Annotated in this window: 26 protein-coding genes; 20 read left to right on the forward strand and 6 right to left on the reverse strand. The window is 35.5% G+C overall.

Annotation, left to right across the window (positions count from 1 at the left end):
• Positions 1-12 precede the first annotated feature (12 nt).
• Complete coding sequence (locus ACYQ3X_RS01345) at positions 13-1,251, forward strand: M16 family metallopeptidase (RefSeq protein WP_460180046.1); 1,239 nt, start codon at positions 13-15, stop codon at positions 1,249-1,251.
• Here ACYQ3X_RS01345 and ACYQ3X_RS01350 read toward each other — a convergent pair.
• Positions 1,246-3,732, reverse strand: a complete 2,487-nt coding sequence (locus tag ACYQ3X_RS01350) for a DNA polymerase I (RefSeq protein WP_460180047.1) — start codon at positions 3,730-3,732, stop codon at positions 1,246-1,248. The two genes, ACYQ3X_RS01345 and ACYQ3X_RS01350, sit on opposite strands and share 6 nt — an antisense overlap.
• A gap of 82 nt (positions 3,733-3,814) precedes the next feature.
• Between ACYQ3X_RS01350 and ACYQ3X_RS01355 the strand changes: the two genes are divergently transcribed.
• From ACYQ3X_RS01355 to ACYQ3X_RS01400, 10 genes are all read left to right on the forward strand, one after another.
• Positions 3,815-4,639 (forward strand): transketolase, encoded by an 825-nt coding sequence (locus ACYQ3X_RS01355; RefSeq protein WP_460180048.1) that lies wholly within the window; start codon positions 3,815-3,817, stop codon positions 4,637-4,639.
• Positions 4,626-5,606 carry a transketolase family protein gene (locus tag ACYQ3X_RS01360; RefSeq protein ID WP_460180049.1) on the forward strand — a complete coding sequence of 327 codons (981 nt, stop codon included), beginning with the start codon at positions 4,626-4,628 and terminating at the stop codon, positions 5,604-5,606. Before ACYQ3X_RS01355 ends, ACYQ3X_RS01360 begins: the two co-directional genes overlap by 14 nt.
• Positions 5,603-6,250: a cell division ATP-binding protein FtsE gene (gene ftsE / locus ACYQ3X_RS01365; protein ID WP_460180050.1), complete on the forward strand. Its 648-nt coding sequence runs from the start codon at positions 5,603-5,605 to the stop codon at positions 6,248-6,250. Before ACYQ3X_RS01360 ends, ftsE begins: the two co-directional genes overlap by 4 nt.
• Positions 6,247-7,110: a cell division protein FtsX gene (locus ACYQ3X_RS01370; RefSeq protein WP_460180051.1), complete on the forward strand. Its 864-nt coding sequence runs from the start codon at positions 6,247-6,249 to the stop codon at positions 7,108-7,110. Before ftsE ends, ACYQ3X_RS01370 begins: the two co-directional genes overlap by 4 nt.
• On the forward strand, positions 7,107-8,258 hold the full coding sequence (locus ACYQ3X_RS01375; protein ID WP_460180052.1) for a murein hydrolase activator EnvC family protein: 1,152 nt from the start codon (positions 7,107-7,109) through the stop codon (positions 8,256-8,258). The genes ACYQ3X_RS01370 and ACYQ3X_RS01375 overlap by 4 nt, the downstream gene beginning before the upstream one ends.
• A gap of 21 nt (positions 8,259-8,279) precedes the next feature.
• Positions 8,280-9,551: a S41 family peptidase gene (locus tag ACYQ3X_RS01380; protein ID WP_460180053.1), complete on the forward strand. Its 1,272-nt coding sequence runs from the start codon at positions 8,280-8,282 to the stop codon at positions 9,549-9,551.
• An 81-nt stretch (positions 9,552-9,632) separates the two neighbouring features.
• A complete protein-coding gene (locus ACYQ3X_RS01385) occupies positions 9,633-10,151 on the forward strand; it encodes a YceD family protein (RefSeq protein WP_460180054.1) in 519 nt (172 codons plus the stop codon).
• Positions 10,144-10,326, forward strand: a complete 183-nt coding sequence (gene rpmF / locus ACYQ3X_RS01390; RefSeq protein ID WP_353683344.1) for a 50S ribosomal protein L32 — start codon at positions 10,144-10,146, stop codon at positions 10,324-10,326. The genes ACYQ3X_RS01385 and rpmF overlap by 8 nt, the downstream gene beginning before the upstream one ends.
• 8 nt (positions 10,327-10,334) lie before the next feature.
• Positions 10,335-11,372 carry a phosphate acyltransferase PlsX gene (gene plsX / locus ACYQ3X_RS01395; RefSeq protein WP_460180055.1) on the forward strand — a complete coding sequence of 346 codons (1,038 nt, stop codon included), beginning with the start codon at positions 10,335-10,337 and terminating at the stop codon, positions 11,370-11,372.
• Entirely contained in the window at positions 11,332-12,309 is a 978-nt protein-coding gene (locus ACYQ3X_RS01400) for a beta-ketoacyl-ACP synthase III (protein WP_460180056.1), read from the forward strand. The genes plsX and ACYQ3X_RS01400 overlap by 41 nt, the downstream gene beginning before the upstream one ends.
• Before the next feature lie 3 nt (positions 12,310-12,312).
• Here ACYQ3X_RS01400 and ACYQ3X_RS01405 read toward each other — a convergent pair whose 3' ends face one another.
• The 3 genes from ACYQ3X_RS01405 to ACYQ3X_RS01415 are packed head-to-tail and all read right to left on the reverse strand — an operon-like array spanning position 12,313 to position 15,415.
• Positions 12,313-13,026 carry a TVP38/TMEM64 family protein gene (locus ACYQ3X_RS01405; protein ID WP_460180057.1) on the reverse strand — a complete coding sequence of 238 codons (714 nt, stop codon included), beginning with the start codon at positions 13,024-13,026 and terminating at the stop codon, positions 12,313-12,315.
• Entirely contained in the window at positions 13,013-13,786 is a 774-nt protein-coding gene (locus tag ACYQ3X_RS01410) for a slipin family protein (RefSeq protein WP_460180058.1), read from the reverse strand. The genes ACYQ3X_RS01405 and ACYQ3X_RS01410 overlap by 14 nt, the downstream gene beginning before the upstream one ends.
• 9 nt (positions 13,787-13,795) lie before the next feature.
• Entirely contained in the window at positions 13,796-15,415 is a 1,620-nt protein-coding gene (locus tag ACYQ3X_RS01415) for a methyl-accepting chemotaxis protein (protein WP_460180059.1), read from the reverse strand.
• Between the two features lie 162 nt (positions 15,416-15,577).
• Here ACYQ3X_RS01415 and ACYQ3X_RS01420 point away from each other — a divergent pair, with 162 nt between their 5' ends.
• The 9 genes from ACYQ3X_RS01420 (at position 15,578) to ACYQ3X_RS01460 (ending at position 22,295) form a co-directional block, all read left to right on the forward strand.
• The gene (locus ACYQ3X_RS01420) at positions 15,578-15,976 is read left to right on the forward strand and encodes a nucleotidyltransferase domain-containing protein (protein ID WP_460180060.1); all 399 of its coding nucleotides are present in this window, start codon (positions 15,578-15,580) and stop codon (positions 15,974-15,976) included.
• A complete protein-coding gene (locus tag ACYQ3X_RS01425; protein ID WP_460180061.1) occupies positions 15,973-16,422 on the forward strand; it encodes a DUF86 domain-containing protein in 450 nt (149 codons plus the stop codon). The genes ACYQ3X_RS01420 and ACYQ3X_RS01425 overlap by 4 nt, the downstream gene beginning before the upstream one ends.
• Positions 16,406-16,966 (forward strand): type I restriction enzyme HsdR N-terminal domain-containing protein, encoded by a 561-nt coding sequence (locus ACYQ3X_RS01430; RefSeq protein ID WP_460180062.1) that lies wholly within the window; start codon positions 16,406-16,408, stop codon positions 16,964-16,966. Before ACYQ3X_RS01425 ends, ACYQ3X_RS01430 begins: the two co-directional genes overlap by 17 nt.
• A complete protein-coding gene (locus ACYQ3X_RS01435; RefSeq protein WP_460180063.1) occupies positions 16,963-18,681 on the forward strand; it encodes an NAD+ synthase in 1,719 nt (572 codons plus the stop codon). The genes ACYQ3X_RS01430 and ACYQ3X_RS01435 overlap by 4 nt, the downstream gene beginning before the upstream one ends.
• 58 nt (positions 18,682-18,739) lie before the next feature.
• On the forward strand, positions 18,740-18,985 hold the full coding sequence (locus tag ACYQ3X_RS01440) for a hypothetical protein (protein WP_460180064.1): 246 nt from the start codon (positions 18,740-18,742) through the stop codon (positions 18,983-18,985).
• 106 nt (positions 18,986-19,091) lie between these two features.
• Positions 19,092-19,922: a 16S rRNA (cytidine(1402)-2'-O)-methyltransferase gene (gene rsmI, locus ACYQ3X_RS01445; protein WP_460180065.1), complete on the forward strand. Its 831-nt coding sequence runs from the start codon at positions 19,092-19,094 to the stop codon at positions 19,920-19,922.
• Positions 19,922-20,929, forward strand: a complete 1,008-nt coding sequence (locus ACYQ3X_RS01450) for a zinc-dependent alcohol dehydrogenase (RefSeq protein ID WP_460180066.1) — start codon at positions 19,922-19,924, stop codon at positions 20,927-20,929. The genes rsmI and ACYQ3X_RS01450 overlap by 1 nt, the downstream gene beginning before the upstream one ends.
• Positions 20,926-21,768: a fumarate hydratase gene (locus tag ACYQ3X_RS01455; protein WP_460180067.1), complete on the forward strand. Its 843-nt coding sequence runs from the start codon at positions 20,926-20,928 to the stop codon at positions 21,766-21,768. Before ACYQ3X_RS01450 ends, ACYQ3X_RS01455 begins: the two co-directional genes overlap by 4 nt.
• Positions 21,765-22,295: a Fe-S-containing hydro-lyase gene (locus ACYQ3X_RS01460; protein ID WP_460180068.1), complete on the forward strand. Its 531-nt coding sequence runs from the start codon at positions 21,765-21,767 to the stop codon at positions 22,293-22,295. Before ACYQ3X_RS01455 ends, ACYQ3X_RS01460 begins: the two co-directional genes overlap by 4 nt.
• On the opposite strand, the gene ACYQ3X_RS01465 is transcribed toward ACYQ3X_RS01460, so the two are convergent.
• Both ACYQ3X_RS01465 and ACYQ3X_RS01470 read right to left on the reverse strand, forming a co-directional pair.
• Positions 22,287-22,508: a DUF2283 domain-containing protein gene (locus ACYQ3X_RS01465; RefSeq protein ID WP_460180069.1), complete on the reverse strand. Its 222-nt coding sequence runs from the start codon at positions 22,506-22,508 to the stop codon at positions 22,287-22,289. The genes ACYQ3X_RS01460 and ACYQ3X_RS01465 overlap by 9 nt on opposite strands.
• Positions 22,496-22,807 (reverse strand): hypothetical protein, encoded by a 312-nt coding sequence (locus tag ACYQ3X_RS01470; RefSeq protein WP_460180070.1) that lies wholly within the window; start codon positions 22,805-22,807, stop codon positions 22,496-22,498. Before ACYQ3X_RS01470 ends, ACYQ3X_RS01465 begins: the two co-directional genes overlap by 13 nt.
• Positions 22,808-22,823 lie beyond the last annotated feature (16 nt).

The following is a 22,823-nucleotide window of genomic DNA, read 5'->3' on the forward strand; positions in this document are numbered from 1 at the left end:
GGAGCTACGAGTATGGATTTTAAAACCTTTAAACTGGAAAACGGAGCAAAAATTAAATATCTTTACAGGGATAGCATTCCCATTATTTATGTATCTGTTTTAATTCCAGCATCTCCACTTGATGAGTCAAAGCCTTCAGTTGCCTATCTTACAGCACACTTACTTACTCATGGGACAAAAACAATGGATTCCCGTGAGATTGAAGATAGAGTTGACTTTCTTGCAATTTCCATTGACAAAAAAATTACCCATGACTATACAATGCTTAGCCTTGCAACAACGAAGAGACATTTAAAAGAAGCTTTAAATTTATTTTTTGATGTCCTTATAAATCCTACATTTCCTGAAGAGGAACTAAAAAAAGAACTTACAAGAGTTGAAAAAACTTTAAAGCAGATGGAAGAAGACCCTTCTTATGTAGCTTATAAAAACTTTATTAAACAACTTTTTGATAGGCATCCCTATGGAAGAGCTGTAGAAGGTGAGCCTGAGGAACTCAGAAACATTACAAGGCAGGACATAGTAGATTTTTATAAAAAATTTTATAATCCTCACTCAATGATTTTTTCAGTTGTTGGCAGTATAGATGAAAAAGAATTAAAGGAGCTTATTGAAAAGCCTATATCTCGGTGGCAAGGAAGTTTTTACACTCGCATGATAAATCCTCCTTCATTTAAAAAGAGAGATGAACCGCTAAAAATTTATTTGAAACGACAGGATTTAACTCAATCAACAATAATTCTTGGTTTTGAAGGAATTTCAAGAAAGGACAATGATTTTTATGCCTTAACTGTTATGAATTATATTCTTGGTGGTGGTGGGCTTACATCAAGACTTGCAAGACAGGTTAGAGAAGAGCGAGGGCTTGCCTATTCAGTTTATAGTACTTTTTCTCCATATCTAATGCCTGGAGCCTTTTATATAGAAGTGAAGACGAAAACAGAAAATACTCAGGATGTAATAAAACTAATTATTGAAGAAATTAAAAAAATGAAAGAAAAAGAAGTCAGTGACGAAGAACTTAAAGAAGCAAAGGCATTCCTCATTGGAAGTTTTCCATTAAGAATTGATACAATGAAAAAAATCAGCGAGTTTTTGCCAGTCATTGATTTTTATGGTCTGGGAGATGATTACATAAAAAAATATCCTGAATATATTGAAAAAGTAACAAAAGAAGATATAAAAAGAGTGGCACAAAGAATTCTTAATACGCAAGGATATATTGTTGTAATTGTAGGGAAAGATTTATAAATTCAAGTTTTTACCTGTAAAAATGTTGACCTCAAGAGGCACTTTGAGATCAAAATTTTTCATCTCATTCTGGACAATTTCTTTTACCTCTTCAATGATATTTTCTTTTACCTCAAGCACTATCTCATCATGAATCTGAAGAATGAGCTTTGCATTCATATTCCTGGTTTTAAGATGTTTGTGTATTCTTATCATTGCGATTTTTATAATATCAGCTGCAGTTCCCTGAATAGGAGCATTCACTGCTATTCTTTCTGCCTGCATTCTTAAAGATTGATTTGAGCTATTAATTTCTAACAGAGGACGAATTCTTCCAAAAAGAGTTCTTACATAACCATTTTTTCTTGCAAAAGAAATTGTCTCCTCAATAAATCTTTTCACCATCGGATATTTTAAAAAATAAAGATCAATCAATTCCTGAGCCTTTTCATAGGGAATTTTTATTGAGTCAGAAAGTCCAAAGGGAGTTATTCCGTAAGAAATACCAAAATTTACAGTCTTTGCAATTCTTCTATGCTCATCTTTAACAGCTTCTTCAGGTATTGAAAAAATCTCAGATGCTGTTGCTCTGTGAATATCTTTTCCTTCATGAAATGCCTTAATTAGAGAAGCATCATCACTCATATGAGCGAGGACTCTTAGCTCAATCTGTGAATAATCAGCACTCAGAAACAGATATCCATCTTCAGGAACAAAGACTTCTCTTAGAAACTCTGCCCATTGTCCTTTTACAGGAATATTCTGTAAGTTTGGTTCACTGCTTATGAGTCTTCCTGTTCCTGCTACGGTTTGAGACCATTTTGTATGAATTCTTTGTGTTTCTGGATTTATACAATCTCTGAGAGGGATTAAATAACCTCTAAGAAGCTTATTTAGCGTACGATAATTAATTATTTCCTGAGGCAGTTCATGCTTTGTGGCAAGCTCTTCAAGAATCTCCATTTCTGTTGAACGCGCCTTTTTACCTCTTTTTCTGGTTTTAAGTCCAAATCTGTCATATAAGATTTCTGCCAGCTGTTTGGTTGAGTTAATGTTGAACTCTGTCCCTGCAATCCTGTAAATTTTTTCTTTAATTTTTTCAATCTCTGAAGATACAAGTTTGGTAAGAGAGTTAAGTTTTTCAACATCAACCTTTATTCCTGCTTCCTCCATCTGAAAAAGCACTTCAATAAGAGGCATCTCAATATCAAAATAAATTTTTTCAAGCCCCTTTTCTTTTAATTCTTTGTTTAGTTTTTCATAGAGTTCAAGCATATAAACCACAGAATTTTGAGAGTCATCATAGAATTTACCAAGATATTCAAGAACAACTTCATCAAAATTATATTTGCCTCTATTTGGATTTATAAGATATGCTGCTATCATAAGATCAAAGTAAGGAGGCTCAAGTTTGATAAGTGAATTTTTCAATTTTTTAAGTGTCTCTTTTACATTGAATAAGATCTTTAATGCTGGAGAAGACAAAATTAATTCTGAATCGTTAAGGGATATTTCATATACATCTGCATTAATACCAACATTAAGAGCATTTTCATGAATTGAGGCTGAAAAAATTCCCTTTTCTTTTATTTTTTGAAATAATGTTTGAATATCAGCTTTTTTGTTCTCAGATTTTTTTGCCTGGGAGGTTTGGTAAAGTTGCATTGTTTGCTTTAAAAGGCTGTTAAATTCAAGTTCAAGAAAAATTTGAGCAAGTCTTTCACTGTTTTGCTCCTTTATTTTAAGCTGCTCAGGTGTGATTTCAATGGGAGCATCCTTTTTCAACATTACAAGTTCTTTGCTGAGCTTTAAAACTTCAATGTTTTGTCTTAGAAGTTCTGCTACCTTTGAAGGTTTAATAATATCAAGATTTTTAAGGATATTTTCCATAGAACCATATCTTTTTAAAAGTTCTAAAGCTGTTTTTTCTCCAATTCCTTTTACTCCAGGAATGTTGTCAATAGAGTCACCTACCATAGCCATAAAATCATTAAGTTTTTCAGGAGAAATTCCATATTTGTTAATGACATATTCTTCATCAATGATAAGGCAATTGAAGGGATCATAAATTTTTACATTATGGGATACAAGTTGTAGCATGTCTTTGTCAAGGCTAACAATATAAAAAAAAGCTGGGGACTCAAGTTTAAATATAACAGAGGCTATTATATCATCAGCTTCGTATCCAGGAATTTCTATTCTTTTGATACCCAGAGCATCAACAATCTCTTTCATGTATTCAATCTGAACTGGCAAATCCTTGGGTGTTTCAGGTCTTGTTATTTTATATTTTTCATATATTTTATGCCTTTTTGTTGGATGAGGACTGTCAAAGGCACAGAGCATGTATTCAATATTTTTTTCTTTAAGAAGCTTAAGAAGCATTCTTGTAAAGCCATACACAGCGCCTGTTGGAATACCACGACTGCTGCTTAATCCCTTTATAGCATGATATGCTCTGTAAATAAAACAGCTTCCATCAACCAGATAAATTTCATGCATATTTTTAGAATACCATATGTAGGTGTCTTTTTTTGTGATTTTGATTTATAATTAAAAGTTAACAAAAAACAGAGGTGAGCAAGTGGTAAACATAGAAATTTTAAAGGAAAAGGCAAGGCAATTAAGAATTGAGATCGTTAAAATGCTTGCTCAGGCAGGTTCTGGTCATACAGGAGGTAGCCTTTCTGCAGCAGATATAGTAACTGCTCTGTATTTTTATAAAATGAGGCATGACCCGGAAAATCCTAAATGGCATAATCGTGACAGATTTGTTCTTTCAAAAGGTCATGCTGCACCAGTTCTTTATGCTGCACTGGCTCTTTCAGGATATTTTGACAAATCCCTTCTTGGTACCCTAAGAAGGCTTGGTTCTCCTCTTCAGGGCCATCCCTGCTGCAAAGAATTGCCAGGGATTGAAGTTTCAACAGGCTCTCTTGGTCAGGGACTTTCTGTTGCCTGTGGAATGGCTCTTGGACTAAAGCTTGATAGAATTCCTGCAAGAGTTTATTGCCTTTTAGGAGATGGAGAAATACAGGAAGGTCAGGTATGGGAAGCTGCTATGACTGCTTCTCATTATAAACTGGATAATCTCTGTGCCATTATTGATCACAACAATCTTCAGATTGATGGAGCATGCACAGAGGTTATGAACATAAAGCCTGTAGAACCCAAATTCATTGCCTTTGGCTGGAATGTATTAACAATAGACGGTCATAATATGCAGGAAATCGTAGATGCCCTTGATGAAGCTGAAAAAATAAAAGGAAAACCAACAATGATTGTGGCGAATACTGTTAAAGGTAAAGGAGTTTCAATATTTGAAGGAAAAGTTCAGTATCATGGAGTAGCTCCAACTCAAGAGGAGCTTGAAATTGCGCTTAAGGAGTTGAAAGATGGGCAAAACTGAATGCAGTTGTCTATTAGAAGGGATTCAGGTTTATGGAAAGGAAATGGCAACAAGAGATGCCTATGGCATTACACTTGTTGAATTGGGTAAGAAAAATCCCGATATAGTTGTTCTTGATGCTGACTTAAGCTGCTCAACAAAAACTGCTAAGTTTGCAAAAGCCTTTCCAGAAAGATTTTTTAACATTGGAATTGCTGAACAGGATATGATCGGCGTTGCTGCTGGATTGGCTCTTACAGGAAAGATTCCTTTTGCATCAACCTTTGCAATTTTTGCCACAGGAAGAGCATGGGAACAGATAAGACAGACTGTCTGCTATTCAAGGGCAAATGTAAAAATTGTTGCAACCCATGGAGGAATTACAGTTGGAGAAGATGGAGCAACTCATCAGGCAGTTGAGGACATTGCTCTTATGCGGGTTATTCCTGAGATGACTGTAATAGTTCCTGCTGATGCTTATGAAACTGCACAGGCTATAGCTGTAGCAGCAGATTATTACGGACCTGTTTATATAAGACTTGGAAGAGCAAAGGTTCCTCCAGTAATGCCTGAAAACTATAAATTTCAGATTGGAAAATCTCATATATTCAGAATTGGCAAAGATGTAAACATAATAGCCAATGGAATAATGGTTTCAGAAGCATTAAAAGCTTCAGAAATCTTGAATAAAGAAGGTATTCATACAGGTGTGGCAAATTTTTCCTCTGTAAAACCTCTTGATTCAGAGGCATTAATTAAAATTGCAAAATCTTCAAAATTAATTGTAACCGCAGAAGAACATTCAATAATAGGAGGTCTTGGTTCAGCTGTAGCTGAGAGTCTTTCTGAAAACTATCCTGTAGCCGTAAGAAGAATCGGAATAAAAGATACCTTTGGTTGTTCTGGTTCATGGAAAGAATTACTTAAATTTTATGGGCTTACAGCAGAAAATATTGTTCAAACAGTGAAAGATTTTTTTAAAAGATGATAACCTTTCAGGGAGTTTATAAATACTACAGCGGTATAGCAGTTTTGCAGAATGTTTCATTTAATATAGAAAAAGGAGAGCTTGTATTCATAACAGGACCTTCTGGAGCTGGTAAAACAACTCTTCTTAAATTAATATTTGGTAGTGAATTCCCTGACGAAGGTGAAATAAAAGTAGCAGATTTTGAACTTATGAAGATAAGACAAAAAGACATACCAAAATTAAGAAGAGCTGTTACCTTTGTTTTTCAGGATTTCCGATTAAGACAGGATTTAACAGTCTTTGAAAATGTGGCACTTCCTTTGAAGGTCACTGGAGAAAGCAGTAGAGATATTAAAATAAAAGTTTTTGATGCATTGAAAGATGTGGCTTTAAGACATAAAGCAGACAACCTTGTGAAAACTCTTTCTGGTGGAGAACAGCAAAAAGTTGCCATAGCAAGAGCCATTATTACACAGCCACAGATTATTCTTGCTGATGAACCTACAGGAAATCTTGATCCAGAGGCATCAGAGGATGTAATGAATCTTTTTAAAAGAATAAATAATAAAGGTTGCACTGTTGTTATAGCTACCCATAATTCAGAGCTTTTTAAAAATTCTCCTTACAGAGTTTTAACTTTAAAAGAGGGGAAAATTCAATGAAGGCACACATTCAGTCAGCAATTAAAGGAATGTGGTTTAACAGATGGTCAACTTTACTGGCAATAATCAGTATTGGTATATGTTTTTTTATTTTGACTGGAGTATTTTTGCTTCTTTACAATCTTGAAATATTTACAAAAAAACTTTCTGAAAAAGCTGCTATAGTTATATATCTAAAGGATAACACAACTCAGGCTGAAACTTCTTTGATAATTTCTGAGCTTAAAAAAATGGGAGTTTTTTCCAGAATTCAGTATATTTCAAAAGATGAAGCTTTAAAAGAAATGAAAAACCTTATTGATCCTCAACTTATAGAACTTATTGGATACAACCCTCTTTCTAACACAGTAGAAGCTTTTATAAAAGAAGAAAATCTTCAGAATATTAATGATGTGACAAAAAAGATAAAAGCAATGGAAATGGTTGACGATGTTTATTATCCAGCTCAAATCATAACTGGATTGAAAACAATAAGAGTAACTTTGCGCAATCTTGCTGTGGTTGTTGCCTTTCTTATTTCAATTGCCATTTTATTCATAATTTATGCAACTGTAAAGAGTTTTTACTGGAAAAAAACTGAGGAAATAGAGATTTTGAAGCTTCTTGGAGCAACTCCTTCATATATAAGATTTCCCTTTTTAATTGAAGGTGGAATTCTGGGGCTTGGAGGAAGTGTTTTTGCAGTTGTTTTAGTGATTTTAATATACTTTTCTTTACATTCAAAGGATATTTCAGCCTATATGCCAGCAATTACGCAGATTGCTTTTCCTTTTGAAATTTTTTATACATTACCAGTTTTTGGTATAGTTTTTGGAATGCTTTCTTCATTTTTTGCACTTGGCAAAATAAAATATCAATGAAGATGGTAAAAAAGCTACATATCCTTCTTTTAGTTTTTATTGTTATGAGTTCGCTAAGTTATGCTTCACAGCCAAAGGAAGAATTAAGAGAGATAAAAAAAGAAATTGAGATTCACAAAAGAAAGCTTAAAGAAACAAAAAAAATTGAAAAGAATGTGCTTGAAGATTTAAAAAGGGTTTCAAAGGAGCTTAATGAGATAGAATGGAAAATAAAAAATCATCGGGCAAAAATAAAAAATCTACAGATAAAAATTGCAGAAACAGAAAAAGGGATAAAAACTTACAGCGCTCAACTTGAAGAAAGAAAAAGTAATCTTATAAAGAGAATAAAAGGAATTCAGAGACTGAACAATCAACCTCACCCAGCTTTAATAATTTTGCTGGAAGAAGACACAACAAAGGCATTTCGTCTGATAAGAAATACTCAAAAAATTATTAATATTGATAAAAACCTTATACAGCAATACAGAGCTGAGCTCAATAACTTAATTGTTCAACAAACTGAGCTGAAAAAACTCTATGCTTCATTAAAACATGAAGAGGAAGCATTAAAAAAAGCAGAAGAAGTTCAAAAGCAAAAGAAAAAAGAAAAGGAGATTTTACTTGCTAAAGTAAGACAGGATAAAGCCCTATACGAGAAAAAAATCAAAGAACTTGAAGAAAATGCAAGAAGGCTCACAAGACTTCTTCAGGAGACAGAAAAAAAAGAAAAAAGGGCAGGTAAAGAGTCTTTACCAGAAGGAGACTTTACTAAAAAAAGAGGCTCTCTTTTATGGCCTGTGAGCGGTCCTGTGGTTGCTCATTATGGTAGTCAGAAGGACCCTGTTTTTAATATCCCAATCATGAGAAGCGGAATTTATATTCAGGCACAACCCGGCACTCCAGTAAAAGCATCTGCTGAAGGAAGGGTTGTTTATGCCAGCTATTTCAAAGGATATGAAAACCTTGTTATAATAAGTCATGGAGATGGATACTATACAGTATATGGAAGTCTTGGCTCTATGAATGTTAGAGAAGGTGCTTATGTAAAAACAGGACAGGTTATTGGAACTGTTGGAACTGCTTCAGCAATAGATACACCAGCAGTTTATTTTGAAGTAAGATACAGAGGAAAACCACTTAATCCAGAACAGTGGTTAAGAAAATAAAAAAGGAGGAAGAAATAAAGGATGAAGAGAAAAATTGCTGTTTCAGCATTAATTTTGATTATTGCCTTTACCGGAATAATAATAGGTAGATGGTCAGCAGCACAGAATACAGATAGTATTTATGAGGATTTACGCACATTTACAGAGGTTTTTACAACAATTAAGAAAAATTATGTTGAAGATGTTAATCCCCATGAACTTATAATATCAGCAATAAAAGGAATGGTTAATTCTCTTGATCCTCACTCTGCCTACTTAACTCCAGAAGCTTATAAAGAATTTCAGACAGAAACTAAGGGTGAATTTGGAGGAATAGGAATTCAGATTGGAATAAAAGATGGCGTTTTAACAGTAATTGCTCCAATTGAAGACACTCCAGCATGGAAAGCTGGAATTAAAGCAGGAGATAAAATAATGAAAATTGACGGGCAATCAACAAAAGATATGAATATAAATGATGCTGTGTCAAAAATGCGTGGTCCAAAGGGAAAGCCTGTTACATTGACAATTCAGAGAGATGAATGGAAGGAGCCAAAAGATATAACAATTGTGAGAGACATCATCAAGATTAAAAGCGTTAAATACAAAATGATTGACAAAGAGATTGGCTACATAAAACTCATTCAATTTCAGGAAGGCACTGCACAGGATCTGGCAAATGCTTTACAAAGTCTTAAAGAGTCAGGAATGCAGAGTCTTATTCTTGACCTTAGAAACAATCCTGGAGGACTTCTTCAGAGTGCTGTAGATGTTTCCGAGCAGTTTTTACCTCCAAAGCAGCTTGTTGTATCAATTAAAGGAAGGGCTGGAGAAAAAATAGATTATTATACAGAAAATTTAAGAGCTTCTTACACAGATATTCCAATGATTGTTCTTGTAAATCAGGGTTCTGCCTCTGCATCAGAGATTGTGGCAGGAGCTTTACAGGACTGGGGTAGAGCCCTTATTCTTGGAGTTCAAACCTTTGGTAAAGGTTCTGTCCAGAGTCTTATTCCTTTAAGTGATGGCTCTGCTCTGAAACTCACAACAGCAAAATATTACACGCCAAAGGGAAGAAGCATTCATGGAGTTGGAATTATGCCAGACATAGTTGTGAAACTTGAAACTAAGAATGGCAAAGAAGTTCCTGTAATAAGAGAAAAGGAACTTGAACAACATTTAAAGGGAGAAAAAGTTGAACCTCAGGAAAAAGTTCCTGAGAAAGTTGATGAGAAAGATGATACCCAGCTTCAAAGAGCAATTGATATTCTTAAAAGCTGGAGAATAATGGAAAAACTTAAAAAAGCAGCATAAGGCTGTAAATAGATATTTATTTTTTGTTAAAATAATTTAACTCCCGTTTAACGGGAGAATTTTATTTTTGAGGTCTTTAAGATGAAAATTGAGGTCTTTGATATACCTGAAGAAGGAGTTGACATTGAAATTGAAGAAACTCCGAAGATAGATGGAGTTAAAATTACTCAAGCTTTTAAGGCGATTTTAAGAATAGAAAAAAAAGGCGTGGAGGTTTTTGTAAGAGGTATTGTCAGTGGAGAAGTTGAACTTCAATGTAGCAGATGTCTTAAGGAATATACACTGCCTATAAAAACTCTGGTGGAACTTACTTATCATCCGATTGAGGAACTGAATAAGGAAGAACTTGTAGAGCTAAAAAGCGATGAAATGGATGTAGATTTTTATAGAGATGGATTGATTGATACAGGAGATATAATTCGTGATCAGATTTTGCTTAATATTCCAATGAAACCTTTGTGTTCAGAAAACTGTAAGGGCTTATGTCCTGTTTGTGGAACAGATTTGAATGAATCTGAATGCGGATGCATAGTAAAAGAAATAGATCCAAGAATGGCAGTATTACAAACACTTTTAAGGAGGATGAAAAAAAATGGCTAATCCAAGACACCGTCATACTCCCTCAAGAAGGGACAAAAGAAGAGCAAACTGGTTTAAAATGGCTGTGCCCACACTTGTTGAATGCCCTGAATGTAAGGAACCAAAGCTTCCTCACAGGGTATGTCCAAATTGTGGAAGTTATAAAGGTAGAAAATTCTTAGAGGTTGAAGAGTAAGCTGAAAAATGCTAAAAATTGCTGTTGATGCAATGGGAGGTGATTTTGCTCCTGAAGTAAATATACTGGGCGCTATAGAAGCAGCTTCAGACAATGAGATAGAAGTAATCCTCGTTGGAGATGAAGAGAAAATTAAAGAATTTTTGAGAGAAAAAAAGGATTTAAAAGGCAGAATTTCTGTTTTACATGCTGAAGACCATATTCTCATGGATGAAAATGTCTCATCTGCCATCAGAAGAAGAAATACATCCATGAGAAAGGCAATAGAACTTGTAAAAGAAGGCAAAGCCAATGCTGTTTTAAGTGCTGGTAATTCTGGTGCAATGATGGCTTTAAGCTTTCTTTTACTTGGTAAACTGCCAAATGTGGACAGACCAGCTATTGCTACAGTAATGCCCTGTATTAAAGGACATTTTATCCTTCTTGATGCAGGAGCTAATGTGGACTGCAAAGCAGAACATCTGGTTCAGTTTGCATACATGGGAGATGCTTATCATAAAGCACTTTTTAATTCTTCATCTCCACGAATAGCCCTTCTTAGCATAGGTGAAGAAGGTACTAAAGGAAATGAAGCAACAAAAGAAGCATTCAGAGTTCTAAAAGATTCAAAGCTCAATTTTACTGGAAACATTGAAGGAAAAGACATATTCTTTGGTTCTGCAGATGTGGTCGTATGTGATGGCTTTGTTGGAAACATTGTTCTTAAAGTAGGAGAAGGGCTTGCAGAAGCATTAATGAAGATGCTTAAAAGAGAGATTGTAGAGCTTATAACTGGAAGACTTGGCTATATGATGATAAAACCTGCAATAAAGAGTTTTCGGAAAAAAGTTGATTACTCAGAGTATGGTGGTGCTCTTTTGCTCGGAATTAATGGCACAAGCATAATATGTCATGGAAGGTCTTCAGCAAAGGCAATAAAAAATGCAATAAAGGTTGCTGCAGAAATGGCAAAAAAAGAGATTTACAGAATAATATCAGAAAGCTTACAAACTACGGAGGAGATGAATGAAAGCCAGAATAGTATCAACAGGCTCTTATGTTCCTGAAAAAGTTTTAACAAACCATGATCTTGAAAAAATGGTTGAAACATCAGACGAATGGATAACTGAAAGAACAGGAATAAAAGAAAGAAGAATAGCTTCACCTGAGCAGGCAACAAGTGACCTTGCCTATGAAGCTTCAGTTAAAGCATTAAAGAATGCAAACTTAACTGCAAAAGATATAGATTTAATAATTGTTGCTACAGTTACTCCTGACATGCTTGTTCCATCCTGTGCCTGTATTCTTCAGATGAAGCTCAGAGCAACCAATGCAGTAGCCTTTGACATAAATGGTGCATGTACTGGCTTTATCTATGCACTGGCAGTAGCTGAAAAATTCATACGGACAGGTTCATCAAAGAGAGCACTTGTCATAGGTGCTGAGACTCTTTCAAGATTTACAGACTGGACAGACAGAACTACATGCGTTCTTTTAGCGGATGGAGCTGGTGCAGTTATAGTTGAGCCAACACGGAAAGATGAAGGAATTAAAATAATAGACATTTTTTCAGATGGCACAATGTGGGATTTTATCCACATGCCTGCAGGTGGTTCTAAGATGCCTGTTACTGAAGATGTAATTGAACAAAGGCTTAACTTTATAAAAATGAGAGGCAATGAAACATTTAAAGTAGCGGTAAAAACACTTGAAGAAATTGTTGATACTACTTTAAAAAAAGCTGGTATTTCTTCTTCAGAACTTGCTCTTTTAGTTCCTCATCAGGCAAACATTAGAATTATTCAGGCAATGGCTAAAAGACTTGATCTCCCAATGGAAAAAGTAATGGTCAATATTAACAAATACGGCAATACCTCTGCAGCCTCCATCCCCATTGCACTTGATGAAGCAAATGATGAGGGTAAAATCAAAAGAGGTGACCACATTATGCTTGCAGCATTTGGTGCAGGATTAACCTGGGGCGCTGCTTTGATTAAGTGGTGACTTTCACTTCCTTTTGTTTTTTCTGTATCTGCTTATGTGCCAGATTCTTAAAAGGCGTTCAATTTTTTCTTTAAATAGCCATACTACTGTCATTACAACTATTGCAACTCCTGCAAGACTGAAAAACTTTTCATACTCATGATGTCTAAGATAAGCACCACCGAGAGAAAGAAGAACTGTTCCAAGAAGTCTTCCAACTCCTGCAATTACTGTGAATTCAAGCACACTTAGTTTGCTTAATCCAAGAAAGTAACTCAGATAGTCCTTTGGAAATCCAGGAATAAGAAAAAGAAAAAATACTAAAAAAGCTCCTTTATGATGAAGCAAATAATCAAATTTGTTGAGAACCATAGGATCAACAACTCTTTCAATAAAGGGTCTTCCAAATACTCTTCCAAGAATGAATGCAACTACTGAGCCAAGTGTAAGTCCGATAGTGGATAAAACTATTCCACCCAATGTTCCGTATAAATATCCTCCAAGTAATCCTGTAACCTCACCTGGAATTGGTGCAGCGATTACTTGAAAAGCCTGTATTAGAACAAAACCTATAACCCCGAATGGACCGAGAGATTGAATGAATTTTCTAAGTTTTTCTTCGTTTGTAAATAATTCAATAATTCCGAATTTATATGCTAAGAATATGGATAAAGCAATAAGCACTGCAAGAGCAAAAACTCTAAGCAGTGCTTTAAAAGTTATTTTATTTTTTACCACGAGATATGAGCTCCATAAACGGAGTTATTAAATCTATTGGAAGAGGAAAAAGTATTGTTGAATTTTTTTCAGATGCAATCTCTTTAAGTGTTTGCAAATATCTGAGCTGTAATGCTGCTGGTTCAGAAGAGATTATTCTTGCAGCTTCTGTAAGTTTTTCAGCCGCCTGAAGCTCTCCCTCAGCATGAATTATTTTTGCTCTTCTTTCTCTTTCTGCCTCAGCTTGCCTTGCCATTGCCCTGAGCATTTCCTGAGGAAGATCAACATTTTTAACCTCAACAGCAGTAACCTTAATTCCCCATGGTTCTGTCTGTGAGTCAATTACCTGTTGTAGCTCAGCATTTATCTGTTCACGATTTGTAAGCAAATCCTGAAGTTCACTCTGTCCAAGAATGCTTCTAAGTGTTGTCTGGGCAATCTGGCTTGTGGCATAGTAAAAATCTTCAACTGCTGTAACCGCTTTAATGGGATCAATTGGTCTGAAGTATACAACTGCATTAACTTTAACAGAGACATTGTCTTTTGTAATTATGTCCTGTGCTGGAACATCCATTGTAACTATTCTCAGACTAACTTTGACCATTTTATCAATCACAGGCCATATAAGAACAAGTCCTGGACCTTTCACAGGAATTACTCTTCCCAATCTGAATACCACTCCTCTTTCGTATTCCTTAAGGATTTTGATTGCACTGCTTAGAATGTAAATGGCAAGAAAAATAATTACAATCAAAGTTAAAAGCGATGTTTCAAAAAACATAAACCCTCCTTAAACTTTAAATCTGCCAATGGCAGTATTCAACTCTACACCTAATCTTGCAATATCGCTTGCTGTCTGGGCTGACTGATCCACTGCAAGAGATATCTCCTTTGAACCCTCTGCTATGCTGCTTATGTCTTGTGTAATGTGATCTGTTACTGAGCTCATCTCCTCTGTAGCTGAGGCAATCTGCTGTATCATGCTCTGTAGTTCCTCTGCTTTCTTTAAAATATCACCAAGTATCTGTGCTGATTTCTCACTTAGCTCAACTCCACTTACCACCTTCTTTGTGGCATCCTCCATTGAACCCTCTGCTACATTAACCTCTGTCTGTATCCCCCTTATCATCTCTGCTATCTCATCTGTTGCCTTTGCTGTCCTTTCTGCAAGTTTACGAACTTCATCAGCTACAACTGCAAATCCTCTGCCTTGCTCTCCTGCTCTTGCTGCCTCTATTGCTGCATTCAATGCAAGAAGATTTGTCTGATCTGCTATATCTTTAATTACAGTTACAATCTCTCCAATCTGACGGGAACGGTCTCCTAAGACATTTATAACTTCTGAAAGTTTCTGTATTGCACCCTCTATTAGTTTTATCTCATTGGCTGTCTTAAGTGTCATATCTCTTCCATCTTTTGCTACACTGGCTGTTGTAACAGAAACCTCTGCTATCTGTGAGGCATTTTTTGCTATGTCAACTACTGTCTGGCTCATCTCCTCTGCAGCAGAGGCAATCTGACTTGCACGCTCTGTCTGGGATTTAAGATTTCGGGATATCTCTTCTGTGGTTGCGCTCAGTTGTTCGCTTGATGATGCAAGGGAGCTTGATATGGTTTTTGACTCTGAGATAAGGGCTTTAATGCTTGCTATTGCTTCATGAACTGATTGAGAGATCATGCCAAGTTCATCTTTGCTTTTTGTTTTTATATCAACTGATAAATCACCCTGTGCAACTCTCTCAAGCACTCCCTTAAGCTCTGTAACAGGTTTTTTAACTGAGCGAGAGATGAACAGGGCAAAAGCAACTCCTATCAATACTGAAGCAATTGTGAAAATAACAATAATAATGATTTCCCTCATTATAATGGAATTTATTTCTGCAATTCTTGCAGCAAGTTTTTTATTGTGAAAACTTACTTCTTCATCAAGAGCTTTTTCAAGGCGAGCAAGTTTTGATGAAACCTCTTGATTAAAAATTTCTATTGCCTCCTTATTTTTACCTGCCAGTGCAAGTTCTATTACTTTATTATTTGACTGAGCTGCATCATTTACTGCATCTTCAATATTTTTTAAAAGCTGCTCACCTTCTTTTGTATGGGTTGTCTTTCTTATTGTTTCTAATTTTTCTTTGTATCTGGCTCTGTTTTCATCAATGGCTTTTTTAAGCTCCTGTTTTTTCTTTGAATCTTCAGTAAGCATCATATCCTTTACATTACTAATTACTTCTAAAATAGATCTTCTTACACTTACTGCATTATTTAATTTGTCTATTCTTTCATCAATATCTGTAATATTACTTTTAATAGAAGATAACTGCAAAAGTGTTATAAGACCTGACAGAATTAAAAAAAAGATAATAACTCCAAATCCCACTGTAAGTTTTTTACCGATTGTAAGATTTTTAAACACTGCTTAACCCTCCTGTTTTTTTATTTCTAATTTTAAACCAATATCATTTATTTTTCAACCTCTTAGTTTATCTTATCTTTAGTTGAAGGCAAATTTCACAGAGAGATTTTTGATGATTAGCTGTTTGATTTTTTAGTCTTTATTGTTTAAAAATATTGAATAATGAGAATAGAACTTATTGATAAGATAAAAAAAGTTTTATCAGAAAATGAAAAGGTCATATTTGCCTACTTATTTGGTTCTTTCATGAAATCTGAGATTTATAATGATATTGATATAGCCGTATACTGCAATGAACCACTGGAAAATCCATTTGAAGTGACATCAGACTTAAAAATGGCTTTATCTGAAGCTACCGGGCTTTATCCTGATTTTTTTGATATAACTCTTATAAATTACAGCCTTAAATCCGACAGAGCAGACTCTTTGCTGATTCTCTATGAGATATTTAACGGTTTTCTTCTGCTTGATAGAAATCCTCACTTAAGAACCAGTTTAATAGAAAAGACATCGCTTCAATTAAGAGAAATAGAAGGCATCCTTAAAGAGGTTTTTGCATGAAACTGGATTTAAATAGGATTGAAAAATATCTGCTTGAAATAATTGAAAATACAAGAAAAATGGAAGCCATTTTAGGAAAAACAAATATAGAAGAAAAATCTTTAAACGAAATAAATATCCTTGCATTAAAATATCTTGTGCTTGAAATTTCTGAGGCTATGGCAAATGTCCTACAGCATCTTCTTGCAAAACAATTCGGTATAGCAGTGAAGGGATATATTGATACAGTTAAAAAAGCACATGAAAAAGGTATAATTTCAGAAGAGTTAATAAAAAAACTTAAACCTTTTTTTGACTTCAGAAACTCTCTTATCCATAGATACTGGGTAATTGACGATGCCACTTTTCTTAAAAATTTGTCCAAAGGATACAATGATTTCTATGATTTCTGCGTTGAAATAAAAAATTTTTTGAAAGGAGGAGGTTTTGATGTATTTACCACTTAATAAAACGCCAGAATCTCCAGAAGAAAGGAAGGAACTTATTGGAGATATTATCAAGCAACAGGAAGAACTTTTTGCACAAAGCATCGGATATATCCAGAGATTGATGATTCAATATTTAATTGAACGCGGCTATACATCTGACAATATTGAGCTTAACAAAGCCTATGAAGTTAATGTTTCTGAGAAGGAAAAGTTTGTAACCAGTGTAGACATACTTATCAGGCTACAGGAAAAGGTTTTATATGCTATAAAATGCACTCCCGCAAGTATTGAGTCATGGGAAAGATTTATGCTTGCATTTTGCAGGGTTGTTGAACCATATCAGATTCCATTTGCTATGGTGACTGATGGAAGGGAAGGAAGGCTGATAGATGTGCTTACAGGACAGGTAAAAGAGACAATGGATATTTTAGAGAAAGAGGAATTGCTCAGGCTATTGCCATCAATAAAATTTATACCCTACAGCGAAGAAAAGCTTCCGAAGGAAAGAAGAATACTTTATGCATTTGATGCGATAAAATGCTGCCCAACCTGTAATATATGAGAACCCTGAGGTTAGCAGCCTGTCAGATAAATCCTGTTGTTGGAGATATTGAGGGAAACCTTGAAAAGATCCTTTTTTACATTGATAAAGCAGTAGCTGAACAAGCAGAGATTATCGTATTTCCAGAGCTTGCCATAACCGGATACAATCCTGAAGATCTTCTTTTTTATCCAGCCTTTATAAAAAAAGCAGAGGATGCTTTATATGAGATAGTTAAAAAAGTTAAGGATTTTATCGTGATTGTTGGTTTGCCAGTAAAAAAGGATGATCTTTATAACTCTGCTGCTATTATTGCAACTCAAAGCCTGATTGATGTTTATCACAAAGTTTATCTTCCCAATTACAGTGTTTTTGATGAGATGAGATATTTTAAACCTGGAAGCAGAACTCCTGTTTATGAGTATGATGGAGTATTTTTTGCTGTGAATATATGTGAAGACATATTTCATCCTTCTGTTCCCGGGCTTATTCAGGCAGCAAATGGTGCAGAATTGATAATAAACATAAGTGCCTCACCATTTTATGCTGGAAAATACCAGAGAAAAAAAAGAATGCTTTCAACAAGAGCCTATGATATGGGAGTTTATGTTTGCTACTTAAACATGGTTGGTGGACAGGATGAAACAGTTTTTGATGGAAGAAGTCTTATTATTTCGCCATCAGGAGAGATTCTTTTAAGAGGCAAAGCCTTTGAGGAAGATTTTATAGTTGCTGAGATTGATATGGAAGAAGTAACAAGAACAAGACTTCGTGAGCCAAAGATAAGATGGGAAGGTGAATTTGAAGAAAGGGAAATTATTAAAATTCCACTTAAAAGAAAAAGCAAAGCTATTCCTAAAATTGATAGTAGTAAAAAGCCTCCTACAACATATGAAATGACAGAAGAAGAGGAGATCTTCAAAGCTCTCAGCACAGGATTGAGAGATTATGTAAACAAGAATGGCTTTCAGAAAGTATGTCTTGGGTTAAGTGGAGGAATTGATTCTTCCTTTGTGGCATTGATTGCAGTAGAGGCATTAGGTAGAGACAGAGTCATCGGAGTTTTTATGCCTTCAAGATACACATCAAAGGAAAGCAGAGAAGATGTGTATGAGCTTGGAAAAAATCTCGGGATTGAATTAATTGAGATTTCCATTGATGAAGTTTTTGAGGAGTATCTTAAATCCCTTTCAAATACTTTTAAGGACATGCGTCATGATGTTACTGAAGAAAACATTCAGAGCAGAATTCGTGGTAATATTCTCATGGCTCTTTCAAACAAATTTGGCTGGCTTGTGATAACTACAGGAAATAAATCAGAACTTTCTGTTGGTTATGCAACTATTTATGGTGACATGGCTGGTGGTTATGCTGTAATTAAGGATGTTTATAAAACTCAGGTTTACAGAGTTGCAAGATGGGCATCCAATGGAAGAATTCCTGAAAGGGTATTTACAAAGCCACCATCTGCAGAGCTTAAACCAGGGCAGACTGATCAGGATACTCTCCCTCCATATGAAGTGCTTGACAAAATTTTATATCTTCATATTGAAAAATGTATGGGAGAGCAGGATATTGTTGAGTACGGGCTTGACAGAGACACGGTTAAAAAAGTATTGAAAATGGTAAAAAAAGCAGAGTTTAAAAGAAGGCAGGCACCATTAGGCATAAAAGTATCTCCAGTATCCTTAGGCAAAGACTGGAGATTCCCCATTACGAACAGATTTGGAGGATAGAGGTGCCTACATGGCATAAATTAATAATCGGAAATGCTATAAAAATTCTGGAGGAACTATGAGAAAATTATTCATAATCACCGCTATATTTTTAACATTTAGTTTTTTAACTGATACCTCTTTTAGTCAACAGGTTCAGGTTATGAAGGATAAGGCACTTCAGTATGCGAAGCCAAAGAAACCAGTTAAAATAAAGCTTCATCGTGATAAAAAGGGTGAATACACATGGGATATTACAGGTGAAAGTGTTGATGATGTAATAAAGGCTGATAGAAGACTCAGGCAGTTATTGAAGGAGGAGTAGAGATTTCCATGCATCATAATCAAATTTTGAACTTTGAACCTTAAACTTTGAATAGCCTGTCAGGGCTATTGATAGTCCTGACAGGCTAAGGTAGTGGAGGAGATAGATGTCTCAGGGAAGGCTCTATATAGTATCAACGCCAATTGGTAATCTTGATGACATAACATTAAGAGCAATTGAGACTCTGAAAAAAGTTGACTATATTGCCTGTGAAGATACAGAACACAGTCTAAAACTTCTCAATCATTACGGAATAAAAAAGCCTCTAATAAGTTACTGGTCAGAGAAAGAAAAGGTGCGTGCTGAGGAGATAATTGAAAAAATTCTTTCAGGGCACCAAGTGGCTTTAATAACTGATGCAGGAACTCCTGGAGTCTCAGATCCGGGTGCAGTTGTCATCAGAAGGGCAATTGAAGAGGGAATAGAACTGATACCAATCCCAGGTCCTACAGCCTTGATAACTGCATTGAGTATTTCAGGATTGAACACAGAGGAATTCACCTTCATAGGCTTTCTTCCTGTCAAGCAGTCTCAGAGAAAAAAGAAACTTCTTGAGCTCAGCACAGAAAAAAGAACCCTTGTTTTTTATGAAGCTCCTCACAGAATACTTCAGAGTCTTGTTTCTTTGCTTGAAGTCTTTGGAGATAGACGAGCCTGTATTGCAAGAGAGCTTACAAAGATGTTTGAGGAAGTTGTAAGAGGCAAGCTTTCAGAACTCATTGAAAAGCTTGAAAATTCTAAGATAGCAGGTGAATATGTTATAGTAGTTGAAGGAGCTTCTCATGCTGCTCAGAGCTTTGAAGAGGCTCTGAAGGAAGTAAAAGAGCTCATGAAAAAGGGAAAAGGAAGAAAAGAAGCTGTTAAAATAGTATCAGAGCTTTATAATTTGAGCAAAAAAGAACTCTATGAAAGAAGCCTGAAAATGGATAAAATGTAATGAAATCAGCTTATTTAATAGAACCAAATAAAATTGAAGTTGTAGAAAAACCTCTTCCCACCATAAATGAAGGAGAAGTTCTGGTTCGCGTAAAAGTAGCGCTTACCTGTGGCACTGATCTGAAAGCTTACTTAAGAGGACATCCTCTTATTCCCATGCCAGGACCTTTTGGGCATGAATTTTCAGGAGTGATTGAGGAGCTTGGTAAAGGTGTAAATGGCTTCAAAATTGGTGATGCTGTTATGCTTGTTCATACAGCACCCTGTGGAAAATGTCAATACTGTAAACAAGGTCTTTTCAATCTCTGTGATACTCTGACAAAGGAGATGATGCTTGGTGCTTTTGCTGAATATATAGTTGTAAAGGAGAGAGTTGTAAAGCAGAACATGTTTCATAAGCCAGAAAATGTAGATTTTGATGAAGCTGCTTTTTTAGAACCTCTTTCATGTATAGTTCACGGAGTAAAGTCACTTAATCCTAAAAAAGAAGACAAAGTTTTCATAATTGGAACAGGTCCTGTAGGGCTTCTTTTTCTTCAGGTTTTAAAAAGTATGGGGATAAGTGTTGCAGTTATGGGAAGAAATAGAAATAAGCTTGCTCTGGCTGAAAGCCTTGGTGCTGACAAAATCTACATTTCAGGAGACAATCCCCTTGATTTTACAGATGGATTTGGCTTTGACAGCGTTGTGGAGTGCACAGGCCAGAAAGAAATATGGCTTAAATCAATAAATTATGTGAGAAAAGGTGGAACAGTTCTGCTTTTTGGAGGGCTTAAAGCAGGCACAGAGGTATGCTATGATGCAGCCAGACTTCACTATGATGAAATAACTCTTAAAGGAGCTTTCCATTATAATCCCGATGATGTAAAAGATGCTGCAAAGCTAATTCAATCAAAAAAACTTAAACTAAAAGAATTAATAACAGATAAACTTCCACTTTCTGAGATTTCTCTGGCTTTTGAAAAACTATCAAGAGGGGAGGGTGTTAAATATTTAATTGAGATATGAGAAAACTGAGTAAGGAAGAGATAGTAAAAACAGTTAAAAAACTTTACATGGATGCAGTGTTTTCTCTGCCACAGGATGTCTCAGAGGCATTGAATGCTGCTTATGAGATTGAAACAGGGATAGCAAAGGAGATACTTAAACAGATTATTGATAATCAAAGAGTAGCACTGGAAGATAGAATCCCACTATGTCAGGACACTGGCATTGCTGTTATATTTGTTGAATGGGGCAGTGAGGTAGTTTATGAAGAGGAAGACCCTCTGGAAGCCTTCAATGAAGGAGTAAGGCTTGCGGTGAAAGACGGATACTTGAGGGCTTCAGTGGTTGATGATCCTGTATTTGAAAGAAAAAATACAAAGGACAATACACCCTGTATTGTGCATTTTGAACTGGTAAAGGGTGACAGAGTAAAAATCATAGTTGCACCAAAGGGTGCAGGAAGTGAAAACATGTCTGCTCTTCGGATGCTTAAACCTGCGCAGGGATTAAAAGGAGTGAAGGATTTTGTTATTGAAACAGTAAAAAATGCAGGAGGTAATCCCTGCCCACCAATAATAGTTGGAGTTGGAATTGGAGGAAACTTTGAAAAGGCAGCAGTCCTTGCCAAAAAAGCAGTTTTGAGGAAGGTAGGACAGTCCAATAAGAATCCATCTTATGCTCAGCTTGAGAGGGAATTACTACAGGAAATAAACTCTCTTAACATTGGTGCTATGGGTGTAGGAGGTAAAGTCACTGCACTGGCTGTTCAGATTGAGTATGCACCTTGTCATATTGCATCACTTCCTGTTGCAGTAAACATTCAATGCCATTCAGCAAGACACAAGGATGCAGAGATATGATAAAGATTGAAACACCGCTTACAGATGAAGTGGTGGAAAATTTAAAAGCAGGGGATATGGTCTTAATAAATGGTTATGTATACACAGCAAGGGATGCGGCACATAAAAGAGTTGTAGAATTGATAAACAATGACGCTCCTTTACCCTTTGATTTGAAAGGACAGGTAATATATTATGTGGGACCAACACCAGCACCTCCGGGAAAAGTGATAGGCTCAGCAGGACCAACAACTTCATCAAGAATGGATTCATATACTCCCCTTCTTCTTTCACTGGGACTTAAAGGAATGATTGGGAAAGGACAGCGAGGAGAGGAAGTCAAAGAGGCTATAAAAAAATATAAAGCCGTTTATTTTCTTGCCACAGGCGGAGCAGGAGCACTCCTCAGCAGACACATTGTTTCAGCAGAAGAGATAGCTTTTCCTGAACTTGGAACAGAATCAATCAAAAGATTGCTCCTTAAAGATTTTCCTGCCATAGTGGCAATTGACTGTCACGGAGGAGATATTTTTAAAAAATCAATTTAACTTCAGACTTTTTAAAAGTCTCTCCTTCACTCCGATTAATGTAAGTCCTACAACTTCTCCTGTTGATTCAATATACCTTATAATTACTCCTTCTCCTATATCAACACCCACTGCCTTTTGAGGTTCGCCTATACTTATGTATAGGACATCTGCTTCCTCATCATAATGCCAGTTAAGATTTTCTTTTTTTTCAAGTATTTTTATTGTTTCCATAATATTTTCCTCCTTTCTGAAGGTTTATTGGTATAGTAAGCCGTAATTACAAAACCATCAAAACTTTCAATCTCTTTATATATTACCACTAAATATTTTGATGTAAGCGGTGTTTCTTTATAGAATTTTATCGCAATAAGTTCACCAAAGTCTCCTTCCTGAATTATTTCAGGCTCTGCTATAGTTTCAAGAATTCTTTCTTTCTGGTCAATTAATTCAGGGTGTCTTGATATGATATGGCACCACCTTTCCTTAGTTAATCTTATTGGTATACTGTTTTTTGATTTTATAATTATCATTCTTTGTGAAGGTTGT

This window comes from Thermodesulfovibrio sp. TK110, from assembly GCF_054658355.1.

What these genes read in the sequence shown, in the direction of transcription:
- ACYQ3X_RS01360 (WP_460180049.1), top strand. Translation starts at nt 4,626, where the DNA reads ATGGGCAAAACTGAATGCAGTTGTCTATTAGAAGGGATTCAGGTTTAT.
- rsmI (WP_460180065.1), top strand. Translation starts at nt 19,092, where the DNA reads ATGTCTCAGGGAAGGCTCTATATAGTATCAACGCCAATTGGTAATCTT.
- ACYQ3X_RS01430 (WP_460180062.1), top strand. Translation starts at nt 16,406, where the DNA reads ATGTATTTACCACTTAATAAAACGCCAGAATCTCCAGAAGAAAGGAAG.
- ACYQ3X_RS01410 (WP_460180058.1), bottom strand. Translation starts at nt 13,786, where the DNA reads ATGTTTTTTGAAACATCGCTTTTAACTTTGATTGTAATTATTTTTCTT.
- ACYQ3X_RS01345 (WP_460180046.1), top strand. Translation starts at nt 13, where the DNA reads ATGGATTTTAAAACCTTTAAACTGGAAAACGGAGCAAAAATTAAATAT.
- ACYQ3X_RS01435 (WP_460180063.1), top strand. Translation starts at nt 16,963, where the DNA reads ATGAGAACCCTGAGGTTAGCAGCCTGTCAGATAAATCCTGTTGTTGGA.
- ACYQ3X_RS01460 (WP_460180068.1), top strand. Translation starts at nt 21,765, where the DNA reads ATGATAAAGATTGAAACACCGCTTACAGATGAAGTGGTGGAAAATTTA.
- ACYQ3X_RS01370 (WP_460180051.1), top strand. Translation starts at nt 6,247, where the DNA reads ATGAAGGCACACATTCAGTCAGCAATTAAAGGAATGTGGTTTAACAGA.
- ftsE (WP_460180050.1), top strand. Translation starts at nt 5,603, where the DNA reads ATGATAACCTTTCAGGGAGTTTATAAATACTACAGCGGTATAGCAGTT.
- ACYQ3X_RS01450 (WP_460180066.1), top strand. Translation starts at nt 19,922, where the DNA reads ATGAAATCAGCTTATTTAATAGAACCAAATAAAATTGAAGTTGTAGAA.
- ACYQ3X_RS01380 (WP_460180053.1), top strand. Translation starts at nt 8,280, where the DNA reads ATGAAGAGAAAAATTGCTGTTTCAGCATTAATTTTGATTATTGCCTTT.
- rpmF (WP_353683344.1), top strand. Translation starts at nt 10,144, where the DNA reads ATGGCTAATCCAAGACACCGTCATACTCCCTCAAGAAGGGACAAAAGA.
- ACYQ3X_RS01375 (WP_460180052.1), top strand. Translation starts at nt 7,107, where the DNA reads ATGAAGATGGTAAAAAAGCTACATATCCTTCTTTTAGTTTTTATTGTT.
- ACYQ3X_RS01465 (WP_460180069.1), bottom strand. Translation starts at nt 22,508, where the DNA reads ATGGAAACAATAAAAATACTTGAAAAAAAAGAAAATCTTAACTGGCAT.
- ACYQ3X_RS01420 (WP_460180060.1), top strand. Translation starts at nt 15,578, where the DNA reads ATGAGAATAGAACTTATTGATAAGATAAAAAAAGTTTTATCAGAAAAT.
- ACYQ3X_RS01440 (WP_460180064.1), top strand. Translation starts at nt 18,740, where the DNA reads ATGAGAAAATTATTCATAATCACCGCTATATTTTTAACATTTAGTTTT.
- ACYQ3X_RS01400 (WP_460180056.1), top strand. Translation starts at nt 11,332, where the DNA reads ATGAAAGCCAGAATAGTATCAACAGGCTCTTATGTTCCTGAAAAAGTT.
- ACYQ3X_RS01350 (WP_460180047.1), bottom strand. Translation starts at nt 3,732, where the DNA reads ATGCATGAAATTTATCTGGTTGATGGAAGCTGTTTTATTTACAGAGCA.
- ACYQ3X_RS01425 (WP_460180061.1), top strand. Translation starts at nt 15,973, where the DNA reads ATGAAACTGGATTTAAATAGGATTGAAAAATATCTGCTTGAAATAATT.
- ACYQ3X_RS01385 (WP_460180054.1), top strand. Translation starts at nt 9,633, where the DNA reads ATGAAAATTGAGGTCTTTGATATACCTGAAGAAGGAGTTGACATTGAA.
- plsX (WP_460180055.1), top strand. Translation starts at nt 10,335, where the DNA reads ATGCTAAAAATTGCTGTTGATGCAATGGGAGGTGATTTTGCTCCTGAA.
- ACYQ3X_RS01470 (WP_460180070.1), bottom strand. Translation starts at nt 22,807, where the DNA reads ATGATAATTATAAAATCAAAAAACAGTATACCAATAAGATTAACTAAG.
- ACYQ3X_RS01455 (WP_460180067.1), top strand. Translation starts at nt 20,926, where the DNA reads ATGAGAAAACTGAGTAAGGAAGAGATAGTAAAAACAGTTAAAAAACTT.